Below are 16,132 nucleotides of genomic sequence, written 5' to 3'. Positions count from 1 at the left end.
CGTGCGACTCTACCATCACGGCGTGCGTCTCTGGCTGCTGCTGCCGGTCATGCTGCTGTGGCTGAGCCAGCTCTGGCTGCTGGCCTCGCGCGGCGAGCTGAACGAAGACCCGGTGGTCTACGCGATCACCGATAAGCGGAGCCTGCTGCTCGGGCTGCTGGTCGCCGCCGTGGTGGCTTCGGCGCTTTAAGAACGGGCGAGGCGATGGCATGAAGATTCTGTACGTGGACCAGACCGGCAAGCTGGGCGGCGGCGAGCTGGCTCTTCTGCCGTGGCTCGAACATGCGCCGAAGGATGCGGCGGTCGTGCTCTTCGACGACGGCCCGTTCCGGCAACTGATCGCGTCGATCGGCATCCCGGTGCAGGTGTTGTCGCTGGCGAGCCTGAAGGGCGTCCGGCGCGAGTCGGGCTTCGGCAAGCTGCTTTCGACGTTGCCCGCGCTGTGGAACCTGCGGACGCGACTGGCGCGGATCGCCATGGGCTACGACCTCCTCTATGCGAACTCGCAGAAGGCGTTCCTGGTCTCGGCGCTGGCCCGGCGCAAGGGGCAACCGCTGGTCTGGCATCTGCGCGACATCCTGACGGCGGAGCACTTCAGCCCCATGATGCGCCGGGTCGCCGTGACGGCGGGTAATCGCTGGGCGACGGTGATCGTGGTGAACTCGCAGGCCACGGCGGATGCGCTGATCGCATCCGGCGGGCGGGCGGCGAGGATTCGCGTGGTCCACGACGGAGTGAGTCCGGCGCCGTTCGATCGCGTCGACCCGGCGACGGTTGCGAGGCTTCGCGCCGAGATTGGCGCCCAGGGCAAGCCGCTGATCGGCCTCTTCGGACGCCTCTCCCCGTGGAAGGGCCAGCATGTGCTGCTGGAGGCGCTGAGCCAGATTCCCAACGTACACGGCGTGCTGGTCGGCGACGCTCTCTTCGGCGAAGAGGACTGGGTGGCGAGCCTGCGCGCACGAGCCAGCCAGCCGGACCTCGCCGGACGCATCCACTTCCTGGGCTTTCGCCGCGACATCCCCGAGTTGATGCAGGCGATGGACATCGTCGTCCATGCCTCCACCTCGGCCGAACCCTTTGGCCTTGTGATCGTCGAGGGTATGCTCGCCGGGCGGCCGGTGATCGCGACCCGCGCGGGCGGCGCATGCGAGATCGTGCAGGAGGGAGTGAGCGGCCTGCTGACCATGCCCGGCTCCGTGCCCGAACTGCGCGCAGCGATCGAGCGCCTGCTGGCCGACCCCGGCAGGGCGCAGGCGCTCGCAGCCGGCGGACGCAGCCGCGCCGTCGAGGCGTTTTCCGTCGAGGCGCTGGTCAGCCGGATCGAACAGGTGCTGGCGGAGTTGTAAGCTACGCGACCGGCGGAAGCTCCGCCGCCGTAAAGAGCACAGCAGCCTCATCCTTCGCACTGACGACTGGCGTCAGGCCGCCCAGCGCGGCGAGCGGCCAGTCGATGGCCAGCGTCGCGTCGTCCCACCGGATGCTGCGCTCGCCGGCCGGATGGTAAAGGTTGGTGGTCTTGTAGAGCACCTCGGCGGTCTCCGACAGCACGAGGAAGCCATGCCCGAAACCCTCGGGAATCCAAAGCATCTGCAGGTCGCCCGTGTCCGTCATGGGCTTCAGGTCGAAGCCGGCGTACTTGCCGAAATCCGGCGAATCGCGGCGCAGGTCGACCGCCACGTCCCAGATGTGGCCGGAGAGGCAGCGCACCAGCTTACCCTGCGGCTTGCCAAGCTGGTAGTGCAGCCCGCGCAGAACACCCTTGCGCGAAAAGGAATGATTGTCCTGAACGAAGTTGTCCGGAAGCGCCGATGCGCCGAAGGTCGACGTGTTGAAGACCTCGGCAAACCAGCCGCGATCGTCGCCAAAACGGCGCGGTTGCACGAGCTTCACATCGCGTAGGGGGGTATCCAGTATCTGCACGCCTTCAGCATACCTCATCGTTACAGCTCGGCCATGACCTGCCGCAGAGAGTCCCGCCAGTCCATCATCCTCCAGCCGAGATCGCGTTCGAGCTTGCCGCAATCGAGCCGGCTGTTGGCGGGCCGGCGGGCCGGCGTGGGATACTCGCTGGTCGGAATCGACAGCATCTCGGCGAACTTCGCCCCGGGCTCCTGCTCGCGGCGCAGACGCACGATCTCGTCGGCGAAGCCGTGCCAGGTCGTCTCGCCCGCGCCCGCCGCGTGGTAGATGCCGTTTGCCGTCGCAATGGCGTTCCGGTCGCGGGTCTTCAGGACATGGGCCGTCATGCGGGCGAGGTCGCGCGCCCAGGTCGGCGCGCCGTGCTGGTCGCCGACGATCTTCATCTGGTCGCGGTCGCGCGCGAGCCGAAGAATCGTCAGCAGAAAGTTCTTGCCCGTCGCGCCGTAGACCCAACTGGTGCGAAAGATGAGATGAGCCGCGCCGGTCTCGGCCAGAGCGCGTTCGCCGGCGAGCTTGCTCGCGCCGTAGACGCTGGTGGGGCCGGTGGCGTCTGTCTCGATGTAAGGCTTCGCGCCTTCGCCCGAGAAGACGTAGTCGGTCGAAAAGTGCAGGACCGGCGCGCCAAACGTCCGCGCCTCTTCACCGAGGACGCGGACGGCGTGCTCGTTGACCGCATAGGCCAGCTCTGGCTCGGACTCTGCCTTGTCCACTGCGGTGTAGGCGGCTGGGTTGACGATCCAGGTGGGCTTCGCCTGCCGGACGTATGCGCGGATGGACTCCGCGTCGGTAAGGTCGAGCTCGGCGCGGCGCGGCGCGAGTATCTCGCCCAACGGAGCAAGGGTGCGGACGAGCTCCCCGCCGACCTGTCCGGCGGAGCCTGTGATCAGAATACGGTTCATGGCGACGGCTTACCTCAGAGGCTGAAAATGAGAGATGGTGGAAGCATGGGGCTTCAGCCCCATGAATTCAACCGCTGCGATGAACAGGGCTTTAGCCCTGGCGCGTACCCGGGGCTAAAGCCCTTCATGCCCGTCCATAGTTCATGGGACTGAAGCCCCATGCTTCCACCCAAAAGCTAATAGACCATCTCATCCGAGATGCGGACGAGATACTGCCCATAGGTGCTCTTGGCGATCTTCGCGGCGAGCGCCTTCAACTGGTCGCCGTCGATATAGCCCAGGCGGAAGGCGATCTCCTCCGGGCAGGCGACCTTCAGACCCTGCCGGATCTCGATCGTGCGGATGAAGTTCGAGGCCTCGAGCAGCGAGTCGTGCGTGCCCGTGTCGAGCCACGCCATGCCGCGGCCCAGCAGCTCCGTGCGCAGCTCGCCGCGCTCGAGATACCAACGGTTCACGTCGGTGATCTCCAGCTCCCCGCGGGGCGAAGGCTTCAGGTTCGCCGCCACCTCGACCACCTGCGGATCGTAGAAGTAGATGCCCGTGACCGCGTAGCGCGACTTCGGCTTCAGCGGCTTCTCTTCGAGCGAGACGGCCTTCCGGTTCGCGTCGAACTCGACCACGCCGTAACGCTCCGGGTCCAGCACCGGATAAGCGAAGACGGTCGCGCCGGAGGTGTGCGCGGCGGCGTTCAGCAGCGTCTTCTGAAAGTCATGGCCGTAGAAGATGTTGTCGCCCAGCACCAGGCAGCAGCCTTCGCCGGCGAGGAAGTCCCTGCCGATGAGGAAGGCCTGCGCGAGGCCGTCGGGCGAGGGCTGGACCGCGTATTGCAGGTTCAGGCCCCACCTGTGGCCGTCGCCCAGCAGTTGCTCGAAGCGAGGCGTATCGTCGGGCGTGGAGATGATGAGGATGTCGCGAATGCCCGCCAGCATGAGCGCCGAGAGCGGGTAGTAGATCATGGGCTTGTCGTAGACCGGCAGCAGTTGCTTCGAGACCGCCTGCGTCACCGGGTGGAGCCGCGTGCCGGAGCCTCCGGCCAGGATGATTCCCTTCATTGCGTTCCTCCCGCTTCCACCGTCGTGCGACCTGCATAGTTCTGCGTCATCCACTGCTGGTAGGCGCCGCTGGTGACGTTCTCGACCCAGGCCTTGTTCGCGAGGTACCACTGGACGGTCTTGCGCATGCCGGTTTCGAAGCTCTCCTGCGCGCGCCAGCCGATCTCGCCTTCGAGCTTGCGCGCGTCGATGGCGTAACGGCGATCGTGGCCGGGGCGGTCCGTCACATAGGTGATGAGTTGCGTGTGCGGCTTGTAGGGCGACTCCGGCACGAGCTCGTCCAGCAGCGCGCAGAGCGTGTGGACCACCTGCAGATTGCTGCGCTGGTTGCCTCCGCCGACGTTGTAGGTCTCGCCGATGCGGCCTTTTTCAAGCACCGCCGCAATCGCGCTGCAGTGGTCGCCGACGAAGAGCCAGTCGCGGATCTGCTGGCCGTCGCCGTAGATCGGCAGCGGCTTGCCCGAGAGAGCATGCGTGATCATCAGCGGGATCAGCTTCTCCGGAAACTGGAACATGCCGTAGTTGTTCGAGCAGTTGGTGATCAGCACCGGCAGCTTATAGGTATGGAACCAGGCGCGCGCGAGGAAGTCCGACGATGCCTTCGACGCCGCATAGGGCGAGTTCGGCGCATAGGGCGTGCCCTCGTGAAAGGCCGGATCTTCGGGCTTCAGCGTGCCGTAGACCTCGTCGGTCGAGACATGCAGGAAGCGGAAGGCGTCCTTCTCGGCGCCTTCGAGCGTCGCGTAATAGGCGCGCGCGGCCTGCAGCAGCGTGAAGGTGCCGTCGATATTCGTCTTGAGGAAGGCCTCGGGACCAGCGATGGAGCGGTCGACGTGGCTTTCGGCGGCGAAGTGTACGACGGCCGAGGGCTTGTGCTGCCGCATCAGCTCGGAGACCAGCTCCGCGTCGCAGATGTCGCCCTGCACGAAGGTGTAGAGCGGGCTGCCCTGGATGGCGGCGAGGTTCGCGGGATTGCCGGCGTAGGTGAGCTTGTCCAGATTGACGACGGCCACGCCGGATTTCACCATATCCAGCACGAAGTTCGAGCCAATGAAGCCCGCGCCGCCGGTGACCAGCAGCGGTTTCCCTGTCGCCAATTTCGTCTCTTCAGCCATCGCGCTCAACCGCCCCTTTGTGGTGCTTGCTCAAGTGGTGCTCACGTCACAATCAAGCCCGCCACTTCGTTCAGGTAAAAGGATCATACGACATCGCCAGGGGAAAAAAGCCGCTGCGAGGTGCCCCTTCCGGGTCAGACCGGCGCCGCAACCGTGGCATGCATCCGGCGTTCGGAGCGAGAGGCTCGCTGGCGAATCGAGTTATACCGGCAGCGCCAGCACCGCGCCCCAGTTCAGACCGACGCCGAAGGCGGAAAACATCAGCGGCGTGGCAAGCGGTCCGGGGTTCTGCGCGCGCCACTCCGACGCCGCGATCAGCATCGACGCCGAACTCGTGTTGCCGTAGCGTTCGATGTTGGCATAGAAGCGCTCCACCGGCGCCTGCAACGTCTGCGCGATGCGCGTGATGAGGTTGAGGTTCGCCTGATGCAGCAGGTACGTGCCGATTTGAGCGGCCGCAAGCCCGTTGCGGTCGAGCAGCTCGTTCATCGCCTGCGGCATCTTGCGCGAGGCATGCCGGATGATCGCCGGGCCATCCATGCGGATGAGACCATTCTCGATCGCAAGCGCCTCGGCCGCGCTGCCGTCGGTGTGCAGACAACTGTCCGCGATGCGCGCGAAGCCCTGCGTCGGCGAGACCAGCACGGCGCCGGCGCCATCGCCGAAGAGAATCGCCGTATTGCGGCCCGCCGGCGTTGGATCGATGCGGCGCGACATCACCTCCGCGCCGATCACCAGCACCTCGCCGAAGCTCTCCGCAAGCCGAGCCGCAAGCACCAGCGCGGCCAGCGATCCGGCGCTCGGAATGGGCAGGTCAAGCGCCGGGGTCGTTGACAAGCCGAGCGCGGCGGCGATGGCGCTCGCCGGGCCGGGGCTGTAGCGATCCGGCGAGCCGCTGGCCACGAGGATCAGCCCAAGCTCCTCCGCTGCGATGCCGGCTGCCGCCAGACAAGCCTGCGCGGCTTGTGTGCCCAGAGTGGTTACATTTTCTTCCTCAGCCGCATAGCGCCGCTCGCGTATGCCGGATTGAGCAAGGATCCAATCCGCGTCGACGCCGAGCCGTGGCGCAAGCTCGGCGTTGGTCACAACGCGATCCGGCAGGGCGTGGCCAAAGCTGCGGAGGTACGCCATCTACTTGCCCTTGCTGTCGAGATACGCCTCGACCTTGGCGATGGTGTCGAACTTGCGCGCGGAGAAGTCGGAGTCGGGAATGGTAACGTCGAACTCCTCTTCGAGTCCCGTGACGAAGTCGGTGAGGGCGAACGAATCGAGCAGGCCGGAGGTGAAGAGACTGTCGTCCGGACCGGGCGTGATGGGCTCGTCGGCGACCGCTTGCAGGACTTTGAGAATGCCGGGCTTCTTATCCATGATGAATTCCTTTGCTGAAACATTGTTGGGTGGAAGCATGGGGCTTCAGCCCCATGAATCAACAGTGGAATAAACAGGGCTTCAGCCCTGGGTTTCAATTCCCGTTCGGAACAACTGCCTGTGTCGCCGGTTCGTACGCCTTATACGCCGTGAGCAGATCGTTATAGAGCGCGTCGGCCATCGTACGATAACCGGCGCCGGTAAGGTGTGTGTGATCTCCCTGCGCAAGACCTTCGCTGGCCCAGCGGATCATCGCGCCCGGGCCGCCCATGCGTGCGCGCTGGTCGTAGTATGCGCAGCCGTGCGTTCGGCAGGACTCCTTCTGGTCTTCGATGATGCGCGCCGTTCCGGCCCATGTCTGCCACGCGGCGCGGCGTCCACGACCGAGCTTCGTCGCGCGATCGTAGGGCCCCAGCACCAACACCGACGCGGTCGGCACGATGCGATGCAGGTTGTCGAGCAGCCGGTTGAAGTCCGCGACATACTCCGCGTTATGCGCGGCGCTGCCTGCCGCTTCGTTCGTGCCATAAGCCAGCACGATCAGCGAAGGATCGCGCTGGCGAAGATACTCGGCGAAGAGCGTCTGGTTCCAGCGCAGCATCAGCGTCGCGACCGCGCCGTTGATGCCGAGGCACTCCCACGTCACGCCGGGCTGCTCCGTCACCAGGCCGAAGAGCCGCACCGGCGCATGGTCGAGCGTCGTCAGTTCGAACTCATGCACGCCCGGCGTGCAGGCATAGGTCAGCGTACCCGCGCTGCCTGTGCCATCGGAGGCTGTATCGACCTGCGATACAAACGTGCCGTTGTCCGAGAAGCTCAGCTTGCCGCCGCCGGCCTGTCGCAGGTAGTGCACCTGCAACGTCGTGCAGGTGGTCGAAAGCGAGATCCACTCGCCCGGCCGGCTGGTCGTGATGCTAATGCCGCCAAGGCCGAGAGCGCCATCGCCGAGCGCGGTGAAGTGGTTGCCTTCGGTGAACCAGCCCGCACTCTGCGAGCGAGCCGAACCAGCAAGATGGTAGCCCGCGAAAGGGTGTCCCGGGTATTGGAAGCCGAGGCCGCCATCGCCGAAGCGCGTCTGCAGGTCGGCGCGCATGGCGCCGGTGAAGAGGTCGGCGGCGGTGTGCGAGTCGCCGAACTGCAGCACGCGCACGACCGAGGCCAGCGCCGGAATGCTGCTCTGCGCGTTCGGCTTCGGCGTGGCCGAGTGCAGCTCCGCCTGCACATCGGCGAGATCCTCGAAGAAGGGCTCAAGCTGCTTCGCGTAGAGAAAGGGCGAGTGCGAAGGCTCGGCCAGCGCGATCGGCGCCGCCTCCGGCACGCGCGTCACCGGTACGACCGCCTTGTCGAACTCATGCGGATGAGGATGCGCGGCATGCGTGTTGGCCGCAGCGATGGCGGCGCGGCTGGCGCGCGAGGGACGTCCATTGTGCTTCAGCGGCTTCGGATTCGCCGCAGACGCGTGGGTGTGATGCGGCGCCGTGCCGGGCTTATGCACGGCGGCGGCCTTCGGCGCAGACTTAGCCTTCGGCTTGCTGGGCGTGTTCGCCAGAGCCGCTGCGCTCATCCAGAGAACGAGCAGGACAAGCGAGATCGAGGCACCCGGATTGTGTGCGAAGCGGCTACTGCGGGGGTGCGGGTGCGTCATGCGTCTCGGCCTTCGGCGGTTCGGCTGCTGGCTGCGGTTCAGGTTCGGTGGGTGCAACCGGCGGCGGTTCGAGCTTCGTCGGCGCAACGGGCGGCGGCTCCTCCGGGTGGGCCGCTGAAGGCTTCACAGCCGGCTTCGCCAAAGGCTCTACAGGAATCTTAGCCGGTTCGGGCGTCGGCTGCGCGGGCGCGGTCTCCGTGGGGCGCGGCGGCAATGTGACGCCCGCCTGCCGTCGCAGGTAGCGCTCATACCCCAGCGACAGATCTTTGACGAACAACTGCGCCACGATGGAAGCGCCCTGCGGCGTCGGATGGATCAGATCGCCGGCGACAAGGCGTGGGTGGCCCGTGTACCAGCGCGCCATCGTGCCCTCGCCGCCCATCGCGTCGAAGGTGTCGAAGAAGCCGCAGTGCAGCTCCGCCGCGACGCGACGCTGGATCGCGACGAGCCGCGGGATCGTGTCGTAGGTCTCGATCTGGTCGACGCCTGTGCGGCGGCCGCGGTCCATCGGGCTCATCACGACGATGGGCACGCCGGGCAGCGCGGTGCGTATGCGGGCGATGGCTCCGCGCAGCGTTGGCTCATACTGTTTGTCGACGAAGCTGCCGAAGCCGCTCTCGTTCGTGCCGTAGTTGATGACGACGAGCTGTGGCTTCTCATGCCGCAAGCCCGCACTCCACGCCGATGCGTTGAAGCCGTTCGAGAGCACCGTCGTCGATGCTCCGTTCAACCCGAGCGAGTCGTACAGCAGGCCGCGATGGCCGGTGCCGAAGCTCTCGCCAAAGAGCCGCGCGCTCCCACTCGCAACCTTCAGATCGATCGACTTCGTACCCGCGGGCAGAGCCACGGTATGCCAGGCAGGATGCGGCGCATCGGCGGCGGTCGAAAAGCTATCGAGATCGTTGCCGTTGGCCGCGACCGATACCGTGCCGCCGTTCGGACGCGCGAGATAGGCGATGTCGACGGCGGTCTGGTTCGTGTCCTTCAGGCTGATGTGGCTGCTCGCGCCCGCCGCGCCCTCGAAGCTCGCGCCGCCAATGCCGTAGCTCTCCTCGCGCCCCTTGCCGACCGCGGTCGAGATGGTCCAGTTGTGGTCCGAGATATCGACGCCCCAGTGCTGATACCAGGCCCACGGCTTCGCCGTCAGCAGATAGCCATGGCCCGCATCGCCGAAGCGCTGCTGCAGGAGCGAACGCACATCGCCGGTGATCAGGTCGGCGGTCGTCGGCGAATCGCCGTAGTGCAAAATTGTAACTGTATCGGTTACTTTCCCATCGGCAGGCTCTTCAAGCCGGTGCAGCGCGGCGAAGAACGGATCGAGCGAGCCATCGTCGTCGATGAAGTAAGGAGAGATCTGCGCGAGTGTCCTGCTCTTCTGCTTTGCGGTCTGAATCTTCGGAGCGACAGGCGGAGTCGCAACGACCGCAACGGGCGCGTGACGCATCAGCGACACGTGCGCGGCCTCGCTGAAGATGGCGGGACTCAACCCCTTGCCATGGTCGACGAAGCGGCGATAGGCCGCCAGCGACAACACGCATGTCGCCAGCGCCAGCGCAGTCTTGAGCGGGAACTTCCGGTTGGTCGCCATGGTCAGAAGTTCCCGTAGATGAAGGTGGCCGAGCCCTTGCCCGAGATGGTCTGGATAGCGAGCACCAGGCCCGCCAGCGCGAGTCCCTGCACCCAGAACGGCATTCGTCCCAGCAATGTGGCGCCGCCATCGAGCAGGCGCAGCGGCAGGCAATGCAACACCGCCGCAAGCGCCAGGACGCCAAGGATCGGCAACGTAAGGTTGTCATGCGTAAAGCTCATCGAACCGATGCGGCCGAGTATCTCCCACGCATTCGCCATCGAAGCCGCGTGGAAGAAGATCCACGTAAAGCAGACGAAGTGGAAGGTCAGCAGCGTTGCGAAGATTGTGCCTGCGATGGTTGCTTTTTTCTTTGCCTTCTTGCGCCAGCTCTTCCATAGCTGCACCGTCGCCAGCGCCACGCCATGCAGCGCGCCCCAGACGAGGAAGGTCCAGCCGATGCCATGCCACAGGCCGCCGAGCAGCATCGTCGCAATCACGCTGAAGCAATACGTCTTCAGCGGATGCTTGCGCCGCGTGCGTTGCGAGAGCGGCTCCTGAATGTAGTCGCGCAGCCAGAACGAAAAGCTCATGTGCCAGCGCCGCCAGAAGTCGGCGAGGTTCGCGGCGAGGTAGGGCCGGTTGAAGTTCTCGGGCAGCGTCAAACCCAGCAGCAAGCCCACGCCGAGCGCGATATCGGTGTAGCCGGAGAAGTCGAAGAAGAGCTGCATCGCATAGCCATAGACCGCGGCCAGCACCTCGAGCCCGCTATACAACGTGGGCGTATCGAAGACGCGCGTGACGAGATTCTCCGAGAGATAGTCCGCGATCAAGAGCTTCTTCACCAGACCGATGCCGATCAGCAGCAGCGCGCGTCCCGCAAGCTCGGGCGTCAGCTCCGGCCGCTGCGCAAGCTGCTTCAGGAACGCATGCATGCGCAGGATAGGCCCGGCAACCATGACCGGAAAGAAGAGCGCGGCGGAGAGATACGCAAGATAGTTCGGCTCCGCCCGCGCATCTTCATCGCGACGATAGAGGTCAATCGTATAGGTCAGCGACTGGAAGCAGTAGAACGATAACGACAACGTAAGCAGCCATGCAAAACGGTCGCCAACGGCAAGCGGCAACAGCTTCATGCCAGCCAGCAACCCAACGTTGACCGCAAGCGAAAGGCCAACGAGTGCGCGGCGTTGCGTGGTTGCGCCTTCGCGCGCCAGCGCAAGGCCGGCCAGGTAATCGACCGTGGCGGCGGCGGGCAGCAGCAGGTAGAGCGCGCCGAACTTGGCGAGAAAGAAGAGGTTGGCTACGACCAGGAGGATCGGTCTCGCGCTACGCTGGCCCGCGAGAGCCCAGTAAAGAAGCCATACGAGGAGGTAGAACACGAAAAAAGCAGGCGTGCTCAGAAGCATGATGCAGTGGCTCGTGCGGCGGAGTTTCCATCGCTCGCCACTCTAGCGTATGCGGCAACGGCTCGCTTGAGGAGTTAATGCCCTTGGTTCACTCGTGGGACGAAAAGCGCGAAGTTCGCAAGAAAGATATGCGTCACAATTTGAGACATCGCAAAACCTTCCGAACGATAGCGTCGATGAACGAAACAGGCTTGAATACTGGAAAATGTGGCGCGAACGGGCAACCACTCTTTCCCAAAACAGCATCTCAAGCGCGCCGCCGAGCCTGTCTAACATGTTCTCCGGGGTAGGTTTAACCGGGCAAACGCGGTAAACTTGGGGATGGCCGGAACATCACCGGTCTGGAGATTGCTTGCTTCGATTTCTAAAGATCGACCTGATCGTCGCGTGTCTGGCCGTGGCCAGCCTGTGGGTCGTGGCGCTGCCGCCGCTGCCGCCTCCCCCGTCCAGTTCGCCGTCGGCCTTCGCGGCTTCGGTGCAGACGGAGTTTGCCACGCAGCATCATCCGCTGCGGGCCATTCAGAAGTTCAGCAGCAACCTCGGGCTCGCCTCCTGGTATGGCTCCGTGCTCGACGGACACCCGACCGCAAGCGGCGAGATCTTCGACAAGGACCAACTGACGGCCTGCCATCGTACGCTTCCCTTCGGCACCATGGTGCGCGTGGTGGATGTAACCAGCGGCAAGTCGGTTGTGGTTAAGATCAACGATCGCGGCGTGCTCTCGCCCGACCGGGTCATCGACCTCTCCTCGGGCGCGGCGCGCGAGCTTGGCATTCTGCGCGCGGGCATCGCGAAGGTCAGACTCGAAGTATTGAAGAACAACTGGCGCCAGGCGAAGACCGAACCCCAGGAGAACGCTACCCCGGTTCCGCTCTCCGAGCCAGCCCAGGACCATCCGTATTAGCTTTGACTTGCCTCCCGCCTATCCACTGGCGGTGATCTGCAGCGTGGCTTCACTGGCAACTTGTTTCCTACACATAAACGTGCAATCCTTACACATAGAGGATCCGCTCGTCATGCGCACCAACATCGAAATCGACGACGATTTGCTTCGTGAAGCGATGGAGAGCTGTGGCGCCCCGACAAAGCGAGCAGCCGTGGAAGCTGGATTGCGGCTGCTCGTGAAGACGCGTGCACAAGGCGGCATACGAAAGCTGCGAGGAAAGATCGAGTGGGTCGGGGATCTTGAATCCTCTCGTCTCAATCGAGAGTTCGACCAGTAGCCCATGGTGATTGTCGATACGAGCGTATGGGTGGACTATCTGCGCGGCGTCGTCACTCCGGAGACGATGTGGCTGGAGATCGAAGTGGATCGGGAGCCGATTGGGTTGACCGACTTGATCCTGTGCGAGATATTGCAAGGGATTTCCACCGAAGCCAACGCCCGCCTGACACAACATGAGCTCGAACGTTTCACCGTCTTCAATACCGGCGGCGAATCGCTCGCTGTAGCGGCGGCGGAGAACTATCGTGCTTTACGCGCCAGAGGCTATACAATCCGTAAGACCATCGATTGCGTCATTGCGACCTTCTGCTTGATGGAAGGATACGCGCTGCTTCATCGCGACCGCGATTTCAACGCGTTTGAAACGGAGCTTGGCCTTCGCGTCGTCCATTCCCGACTGTTCGTATCCTGAACGGAACATCCTCTCCGCGCTTTCCAGTTCCCTATCTCGCCAACACGCGGTACGTTGGTTGGATACACTGCACCGAACGGAGAGCGCAATGGCGGGTGGGACATCCAGCAGCACATCGACCACGTTGGCGAACACAGAGGCGCCGCAGGGCAGCTACGCCGTTCCGCTGACGCTGATGGTCTCGCTCTTCTTCGGCATCGGCTTCATCACCACGATGAACGACGTGCTGGTCGCGCACTTCAAAGACCTCTTCCACCTGACCAACTTCCTCGCCCTGCTGGTGCAGTCGGCGTTCTTCGGCGCGTACTTCGTCATGTCGGCGCCTGCGGGCAGGGTGGTCAGCCGGATCGGCTACCAGAGCGGCATCGTCGTCTCGCTCGCGACCATCGCCTTCGGCCTGCTGCTCTTTCTTCCGGCCTCGCGGTTGATTCTGTATCCGCTCTTCCTCTTCGCGCTCTTCGTCATCGGCAGCGGACTCGCGCTGCTGCAGGTCGCCATCAACCCCTACGTCGGCGCGCTTGGCCCGCCGGAGACCGCCGCCTCGCGCCTGAACCTGTGCGGGTTCCTGAACTCGCTCGCCGGCACGCTGGCGCCAAAGGTGGGCGCGATGTTCATCTTCATCGCCGCCGGCGCCACCGCCGCGCAGCTTGCGCACTCTGTGCAGGCGCCGTACATGGTGCTGGCCGCGGCCGCGTTCCTGATGGCGATCCTCACGCGCTTCGTCCACCTGCCGGTGCTGATCGCCACCGAAGATAAGGCCGCGGTGAAGACCGGCAGCGCGTGGGACTTCCGCAATCTGCGCTTCGGCGCCGTGGGCATCTTCACCTACGTCGGCGCGGAGGTCGCGCTCGGCAGCATCATCATCAACTTCCTCGGGCAGCCTTCGATGGGCGGCCTGAGCCACGCCGAGGCCACGCACTATGTCTCGCTCTACTGGGGCGGCGCGATGGTCGGGCGGCTGATCGGCTTCTTTGCCCTGCAACGCGTCCGCGCGCCGCGTGCGCTGGCCTTCGTCTGCGTGCTCGCCATCCTGTGCATGGCCGCGGCGATCTTCGGCCACGGCCCGGTGGCGATGTGGGCGGTGGTCTCGTGCGGCCTCTTCAACTCCGTCATGTGGCCCTGCATCTTCCCCATGTCGCTCGAAGGGCTTGGCAGACACACCAGTCAGGGCTCGGGCATCCTCGTCACCATGATCGTCGGCGGCGCGCTGATCCCGCCGCTGCAGGGCGTGCTGGCCGACGCCTTCGGCTATCAGCGCAGCTTCGCCATCGTGCTGCTCTGCTATGTCTACCTGCTCTATTTCGCGCTCGACGGACATAAGCAGACCGTGGCCTCGATCGCTACGTTGCCGCCGCCCGAGGTAGTTTAAACGTCTTCGTATGGAGCATGAGGCTTCAGCCTCATGAAGCATTCCCCGGAGCGAACAGGGCTTTCGCCCCGGGGACTTGACCAAGCTGTCGTAAGCGGAGTACACGAACGCATGAGCTTTTATCTGGCGCTGGATGCAGGCGGCACGAAGACAGACTATGTGCTGGCCGACGACAAACGCGAACTTGCCCGCGTACGAACCGGCACCATCAAACGGATGCGGACCGATGCCGAGTCCGCCACGCACAATCTGGACGCGGCGCTGGCGCAGCTTTCCGCCGCCACAGGCGTCTCCATGCGGTCGATCAAGCGGACCTGCGTGGGCGCCGCGGGCGAGAGCGTTCCCATGGTCGCGGACTGGCTGCGCAAGACCATCGGCGAGCGCGTGGGGGGCAAGCTCTTGTTGCTCGGCGACGTGGAGATCGCGCTCGACGCGGCCTTTCCCGGACAGCCCGGTGTGCTGGTCCTCGCGGGCACGGGCTCGAACGTCGCGGGCCGCACCCCGGCCGGCGTGCTGACCAGCGCCGGCGGCTGGGGCCCGGCGCTGTCCGATCAGGGCTCGGGCTACCGGATCGGCTTCGAGGGCCTGCGCGCGGCGTTTCTGGCGCATGACGAAGGCCGCGCCACGCTGCTGATGGCCGCCATCCTCGACCTGTGGGAGCTGCGCTCGATCGACGAGCTGGTCGCCTATGGCAACCGCCAGCCCGCGCCGGATTTCTCGAAGCTCACGTCGGTCGTACTGGCCTGCGCGCGGCAGGGCGACGCCGTCGCCGGGCAGGTGCTCGACCGCCAGGGCCGCGAGCTTGCGTACCTCGTGCGGCTGATCATCCGCCGGCTGAAGCTCGCCTCGGACGATCCCGGATGGGCGCCGCCCGTGGCCTTCGCCGGGTCGATCATGGAGATGGTCGAACCCGTTCGTCAGTCGCTGATCGCCGCGGTGCGCGAAGAGTTCCCCGACGTCCGAACGCTGGACGGCGTGGTCGACCCCATCGCCGGGGCAGTCTGGCGGGCCAGGACCGCGCGCTAGCGAGGCTGCCTGTTGTTGCTCGTTGAGAGTTTAGGCAGCGAGGACTTTCACTGGACTCGCAACCGAATTCGTCATTCTGAACGCAGTGAAGAAACCCCGTATTGGCCTTTGCTTTGCCTTTGTTCGATTCACGCGACCTGCGTCGGAGTTCCAACAAAGACAAGCAACAAAAAAAGCCAATACGGGGTTCTTCACTGCGTTCAGAATGACGAGCCTTTGAGGTGCGGCATGGCAAGGCGCGCCGAGGCAGACAGCCGAGGATCGCCCTGCCACCTCCCAATTACGCCGAGGTATTCGGCAAAGCCTCGTACTCCGGCTTCGCGACCACCGCGTGCTTGGTCGCATCCACCTCCTCGGCGAAGATGAAGTTGTAGATGAGGCCGGCGATCGCCGCGCCCAGGATCGGCGCGACCCAGAACAACCAGAGCTGGCTGAGCGCGGCGCCGTGGACGAAGAGCGCCGGCGCCGTGCTGCGCGCGGGGTTCACCGACGTGTTCGTCACGGGGATACTGATCAGGTGGATCAGCGTCAGGCCGAGGCCGATGGCGATCGGCGCGAAGCCCTTTGGCGCGCGCACATCGGTCGAGCCGAGGATGATGAGCAGGAACAGGCAGGTCAGCACCAGCTCCGCCACGAAGCAGGCGAGCAGCGAGTAGCCGCCAGGCGAGTTCGCGCCATAGCCGTTCGTCGCAAAGCCGCCCAGCGCGAAGCCCGGCTTGCCGCTGGCGATCACATACAGCACCGCGCTGCCGGCGATGCCGCCCAGCACCTGAGCCACCGTATACGGCAGCAGCTCCGCCGCCGGAAAGCGCTTGCCGACCACCAGGCCAACCGACACGGCCGGGTTCAGGTGGCAGCCCGAGATATGGCCGATGGCAAACGCCATCGTCAAAACCGTAAGCCCGAAGGCAAGCGAGACGCCCACGAAACCAATGCCAAGAGCGGGAAAGGCCGCGGCCAGCACGGCGCTGCCGCAGCCGCCGAAGACCAGCCAAAAAGTGCCGACAAACTCGGCTGCAAGACGCTTCTGAAGATTCATGTCGTTCTCCCTGAGGTGCGCGGAATGATCTACGTTGATCTGGAAATGCCCATGGAAAGAGCCAGGGTCTGGAGTTTTGCGGGGCC

Annotated in this window: 16 protein-coding genes and 1 pseudogene; 7 read left to right on the top strand and 10 right to left on the bottom strand. The window is 64.8% G+C overall.

The annotated features are described in order from the left end of the window. Positions 1-190: pseudogene (locus tag CHB87_RS19245) on the top strand (UbiA family prenyltransferase); the annotation flags it as partial. A gap of 19 nt (positions 191-209) precedes the next feature. Further along, positions 210-1,346: a glycosyltransferase family 4 protein gene (locus tag CHB87_RS19240; RefSeq protein WP_089410076.1), complete on the top strand. Its 1,137-nt coding sequence runs from the start codon at positions 210-212 to the stop codon at positions 1,344-1,346. 1 nt (position 1,347) lies between these two features. Here CHB87_RS19240 and rfbC read toward each other — a convergent pair whose 3' ends face one another. The 9 genes from rfbC to CHB87_RS19195 form a co-directional block, all read right to left on the bottom strand. Then, complete coding sequence (rfbC, locus tag CHB87_RS19235; protein WP_089410084.1) at positions 1,348-1,920, bottom strand: dTDP-4-dehydrorhamnose 3,5-epimerase; 573 nt, start codon at positions 1,918-1,920, stop codon at positions 1,348-1,350. A gap of 20 nt (positions 1,921-1,940) precedes the next feature. Next, a complete protein-coding gene (gene rfbD, locus CHB87_RS19230) occupies positions 1,941-2,819 on the bottom strand; it encodes a dTDP-4-dehydrorhamnose reductase (protein ID WP_089410075.1) in 879 nt (292 codons plus the stop codon). 176 nt (positions 2,820-2,995) lie between these two features. Next, entirely contained in the window at positions 2,996-3,871 is an 876-nt protein-coding gene (gene rfbA, locus CHB87_RS19225) for a glucose-1-phosphate thymidylyltransferase RfbA (protein WP_089410074.1), read from the bottom strand. Next, entirely contained in the window at positions 3,868-4,968 is a 1,101-nt protein-coding gene (gene rfbB / locus CHB87_RS19220) for a dTDP-glucose 4,6-dehydratase (protein WP_483866702.1), read from the bottom strand. Before rfbB ends, rfbA begins: the two co-directional genes overlap by 4 nt. A gap of 219 nt (positions 4,969-5,187) precedes the next feature. Next, positions 5,188-6,117 (bottom strand): 3-oxoacyl-ACP synthase III family protein, encoded by a 930-nt coding sequence (locus CHB87_RS19215; protein WP_089410072.1) that lies wholly within the window; start codon positions 6,115-6,117, stop codon positions 5,188-5,190. Beyond that, positions 6,118-6,354, bottom strand: coding sequence for an acyl carrier protein (locus tag CHB87_RS19210; RefSeq protein ID WP_089410083.1), 237 nt, complete (start codon positions 6,352-6,354; stop codon positions 6,118-6,120). A 94-nt stretch (positions 6,355-6,448) separates the two neighbouring features. Next, on the bottom strand, positions 6,449-7,999 hold the full coding sequence (locus tag CHB87_RS19205) for a GDSL-type esterase/lipase family protein (RefSeq protein ID WP_089410071.1): 1,551 nt from the start codon (positions 7,997-7,999) through the stop codon (positions 6,449-6,451). Beyond that, a complete protein-coding gene (locus CHB87_RS19200; RefSeq protein ID WP_089410070.1) occupies positions 7,974-9,587 on the bottom strand; it encodes a GDSL-type esterase/lipase family protein in 1,614 nt (537 codons plus the stop codon). The genes CHB87_RS19205 and CHB87_RS19200 overlap by 26 nt, the downstream gene beginning before the upstream one ends. A gap of 2 nt (positions 9,588-9,589) precedes the next feature. Continuing rightward, positions 9,590-10,975, bottom strand: coding sequence for an MBOAT family O-acyltransferase (locus CHB87_RS19195; protein ID WP_089410069.1), 1,386 nt, complete (start codon positions 10,973-10,975; stop codon positions 9,590-9,592). A 352-nt stretch (positions 10,976-11,327) separates the two neighbouring features. Here CHB87_RS19195 and CHB87_RS19190 point away from each other — a divergent pair, with 352 nt between their 5' ends. From CHB87_RS19190 to CHB87_RS19170, 5 genes are all read left to right on the top strand, one after another. Further along, positions 11,328-11,879 carry a septal ring lytic transglycosylase RlpA family protein gene (locus CHB87_RS19190; RefSeq protein WP_089410068.1) on the top strand — a complete coding sequence of 184 codons (552 nt, stop codon included), beginning with the start codon at positions 11,328-11,330 and terminating at the stop codon, positions 11,877-11,879. 112 nt (positions 11,880-11,991) lie between these two features. Beyond that, on the top strand, positions 11,992-12,198 hold the full coding sequence (locus CHB87_RS19185; RefSeq protein ID WP_089410082.1) for a type II toxin-antitoxin system VapB family antitoxin: 207 nt from the start codon (positions 11,992-11,994) through the stop codon (positions 12,196-12,198). A 3-nt stretch (positions 12,199-12,201) separates the two neighbouring features. Beyond that, a complete protein-coding gene (gene vapC, locus CHB87_RS19180) occupies positions 12,202-12,612 on the top strand; it encodes a type II toxin-antitoxin system VapC family toxin (protein WP_089410067.1) in 411 nt (136 codons plus the stop codon). A gap of 88 nt (positions 12,613-12,700) precedes the next feature. Continuing rightward, positions 12,701-13,981: a sugar MFS transporter gene (locus tag CHB87_RS19175; RefSeq protein ID WP_089410066.1), complete on the top strand. Its 1,281-nt coding sequence runs from the start codon at positions 12,701-12,703 to the stop codon at positions 13,979-13,981. Between the two features lie 111 nt (positions 13,982-14,092). After that, entirely contained in the window at positions 14,093-15,007 is a 915-nt protein-coding gene (locus CHB87_RS19170) for an N-acetylglucosamine kinase (RefSeq protein WP_089410065.1), read from the top strand. A 280-nt stretch (positions 15,008-15,287) separates the two neighbouring features. On the opposite strand, the gene aqpZ is transcribed toward CHB87_RS19170, so the two are convergent. After that, the gene (gene aqpZ, locus CHB87_RS19165; RefSeq protein ID WP_089410064.1) at positions 15,288-16,046 is read right to left on the bottom strand and encodes an aquaporin Z; all 759 of its coding nucleotides are present in this window, start codon (positions 16,044-16,046) and stop codon (positions 15,288-15,290) included. Positions 16,047-16,132 lie beyond the last annotated feature (86 nt).

The sequence above is a fragment of the Granulicella rosea genome, from assembly GCF_900188085.1.
GTDB classification, from domain to species: domain Bacteria; phylum Acidobacteriota; class Terriglobia; order Terriglobales; family Acidobacteriaceae; genus Edaphobacter; species Edaphobacter rosea.
This window is presented reverse-complemented; position numbering and strand designations above follow the sequence as displayed.

Bases quoted from the DNA above. Each gene is read 5' to 3' on its own strand.
- CHB87_RS19240 (WP_089410076.1), top strand. From the start codon at position 210: ATGAAGATTCTGTACGTGGACCAGACCGGCAAGCTGGGCGGCGGCGAG.
- rfbD (WP_089410075.1), bottom strand. From the start codon at position 2,819: ATGAACCGTATTCTGATCACAGGCTCCGCCGGACAGGTCGGCGGGGAG.
- rfbA (WP_089410074.1), bottom strand. From the start codon at position 3,871: ATGAAGGGAATCATCCTGGCCGGAGGCTCCGGCACGCGGCTCCACCCG.
- CHB87_RS19215 (WP_089410072.1), bottom strand. From the start codon at position 6,117: ATGGCGTACCTCCGCAGCTTTGGCCACGCCCTGCCGGATCGCGTTGTG.
- CHB87_RS19210 (WP_089410083.1), bottom strand. From the start codon at position 6,354: ATGGATAAGAAGCCCGGCATTCTCAAAGTCCTGCAAGCGGTCGCCGAC.
- CHB87_RS19205 (WP_089410071.1), bottom strand. From the start codon at position 7,999: ATGACGCACCCGCACCCCCGCAGTAGCCGCTTCGCACACAATCCGGGT.
- CHB87_RS19200 (WP_089410070.1), bottom strand. From the start codon at position 9,587: ATGGCGACCAACCGGAAGTTCCCGCTCAAGACTGCGCTGGCGCTGGCG.
- CHB87_RS19195 (WP_089410069.1), bottom strand. From the start codon at position 10,975: ATGCTTCTGAGCACGCCTGCTTTTTTCGTGTTCTACCTCCTCGTATGG.
- CHB87_RS19185 (WP_089410082.1), top strand. From the start codon at position 11,992: ATGCGCACCAACATCGAAATCGACGACGATTTGCTTCGTGAAGCGATG.
- vapC (WP_089410067.1), top strand. From the start codon at position 12,202: ATGGTGATTGTCGATACGAGCGTATGGGTGGACTATCTGCGCGGCGTC.
- CHB87_RS19175 (WP_089410066.1), top strand. From the start codon at position 12,701: ATGGCGGGTGGGACATCCAGCAGCACATCGACCACGTTGGCGAACACA.
- CHB87_RS19170 (WP_089410065.1), top strand. From the start codon at position 14,093: ATGAGCTTTTATCTGGCGCTGGATGCAGGCGGCACGAAGACAGACTAT.
- aqpZ (WP_089410064.1), bottom strand. From the start codon at position 16,046: ATGAATCTTCAGAAGCGTCTTGCAGCCGAGTTTGTCGGCACTTTTTGG.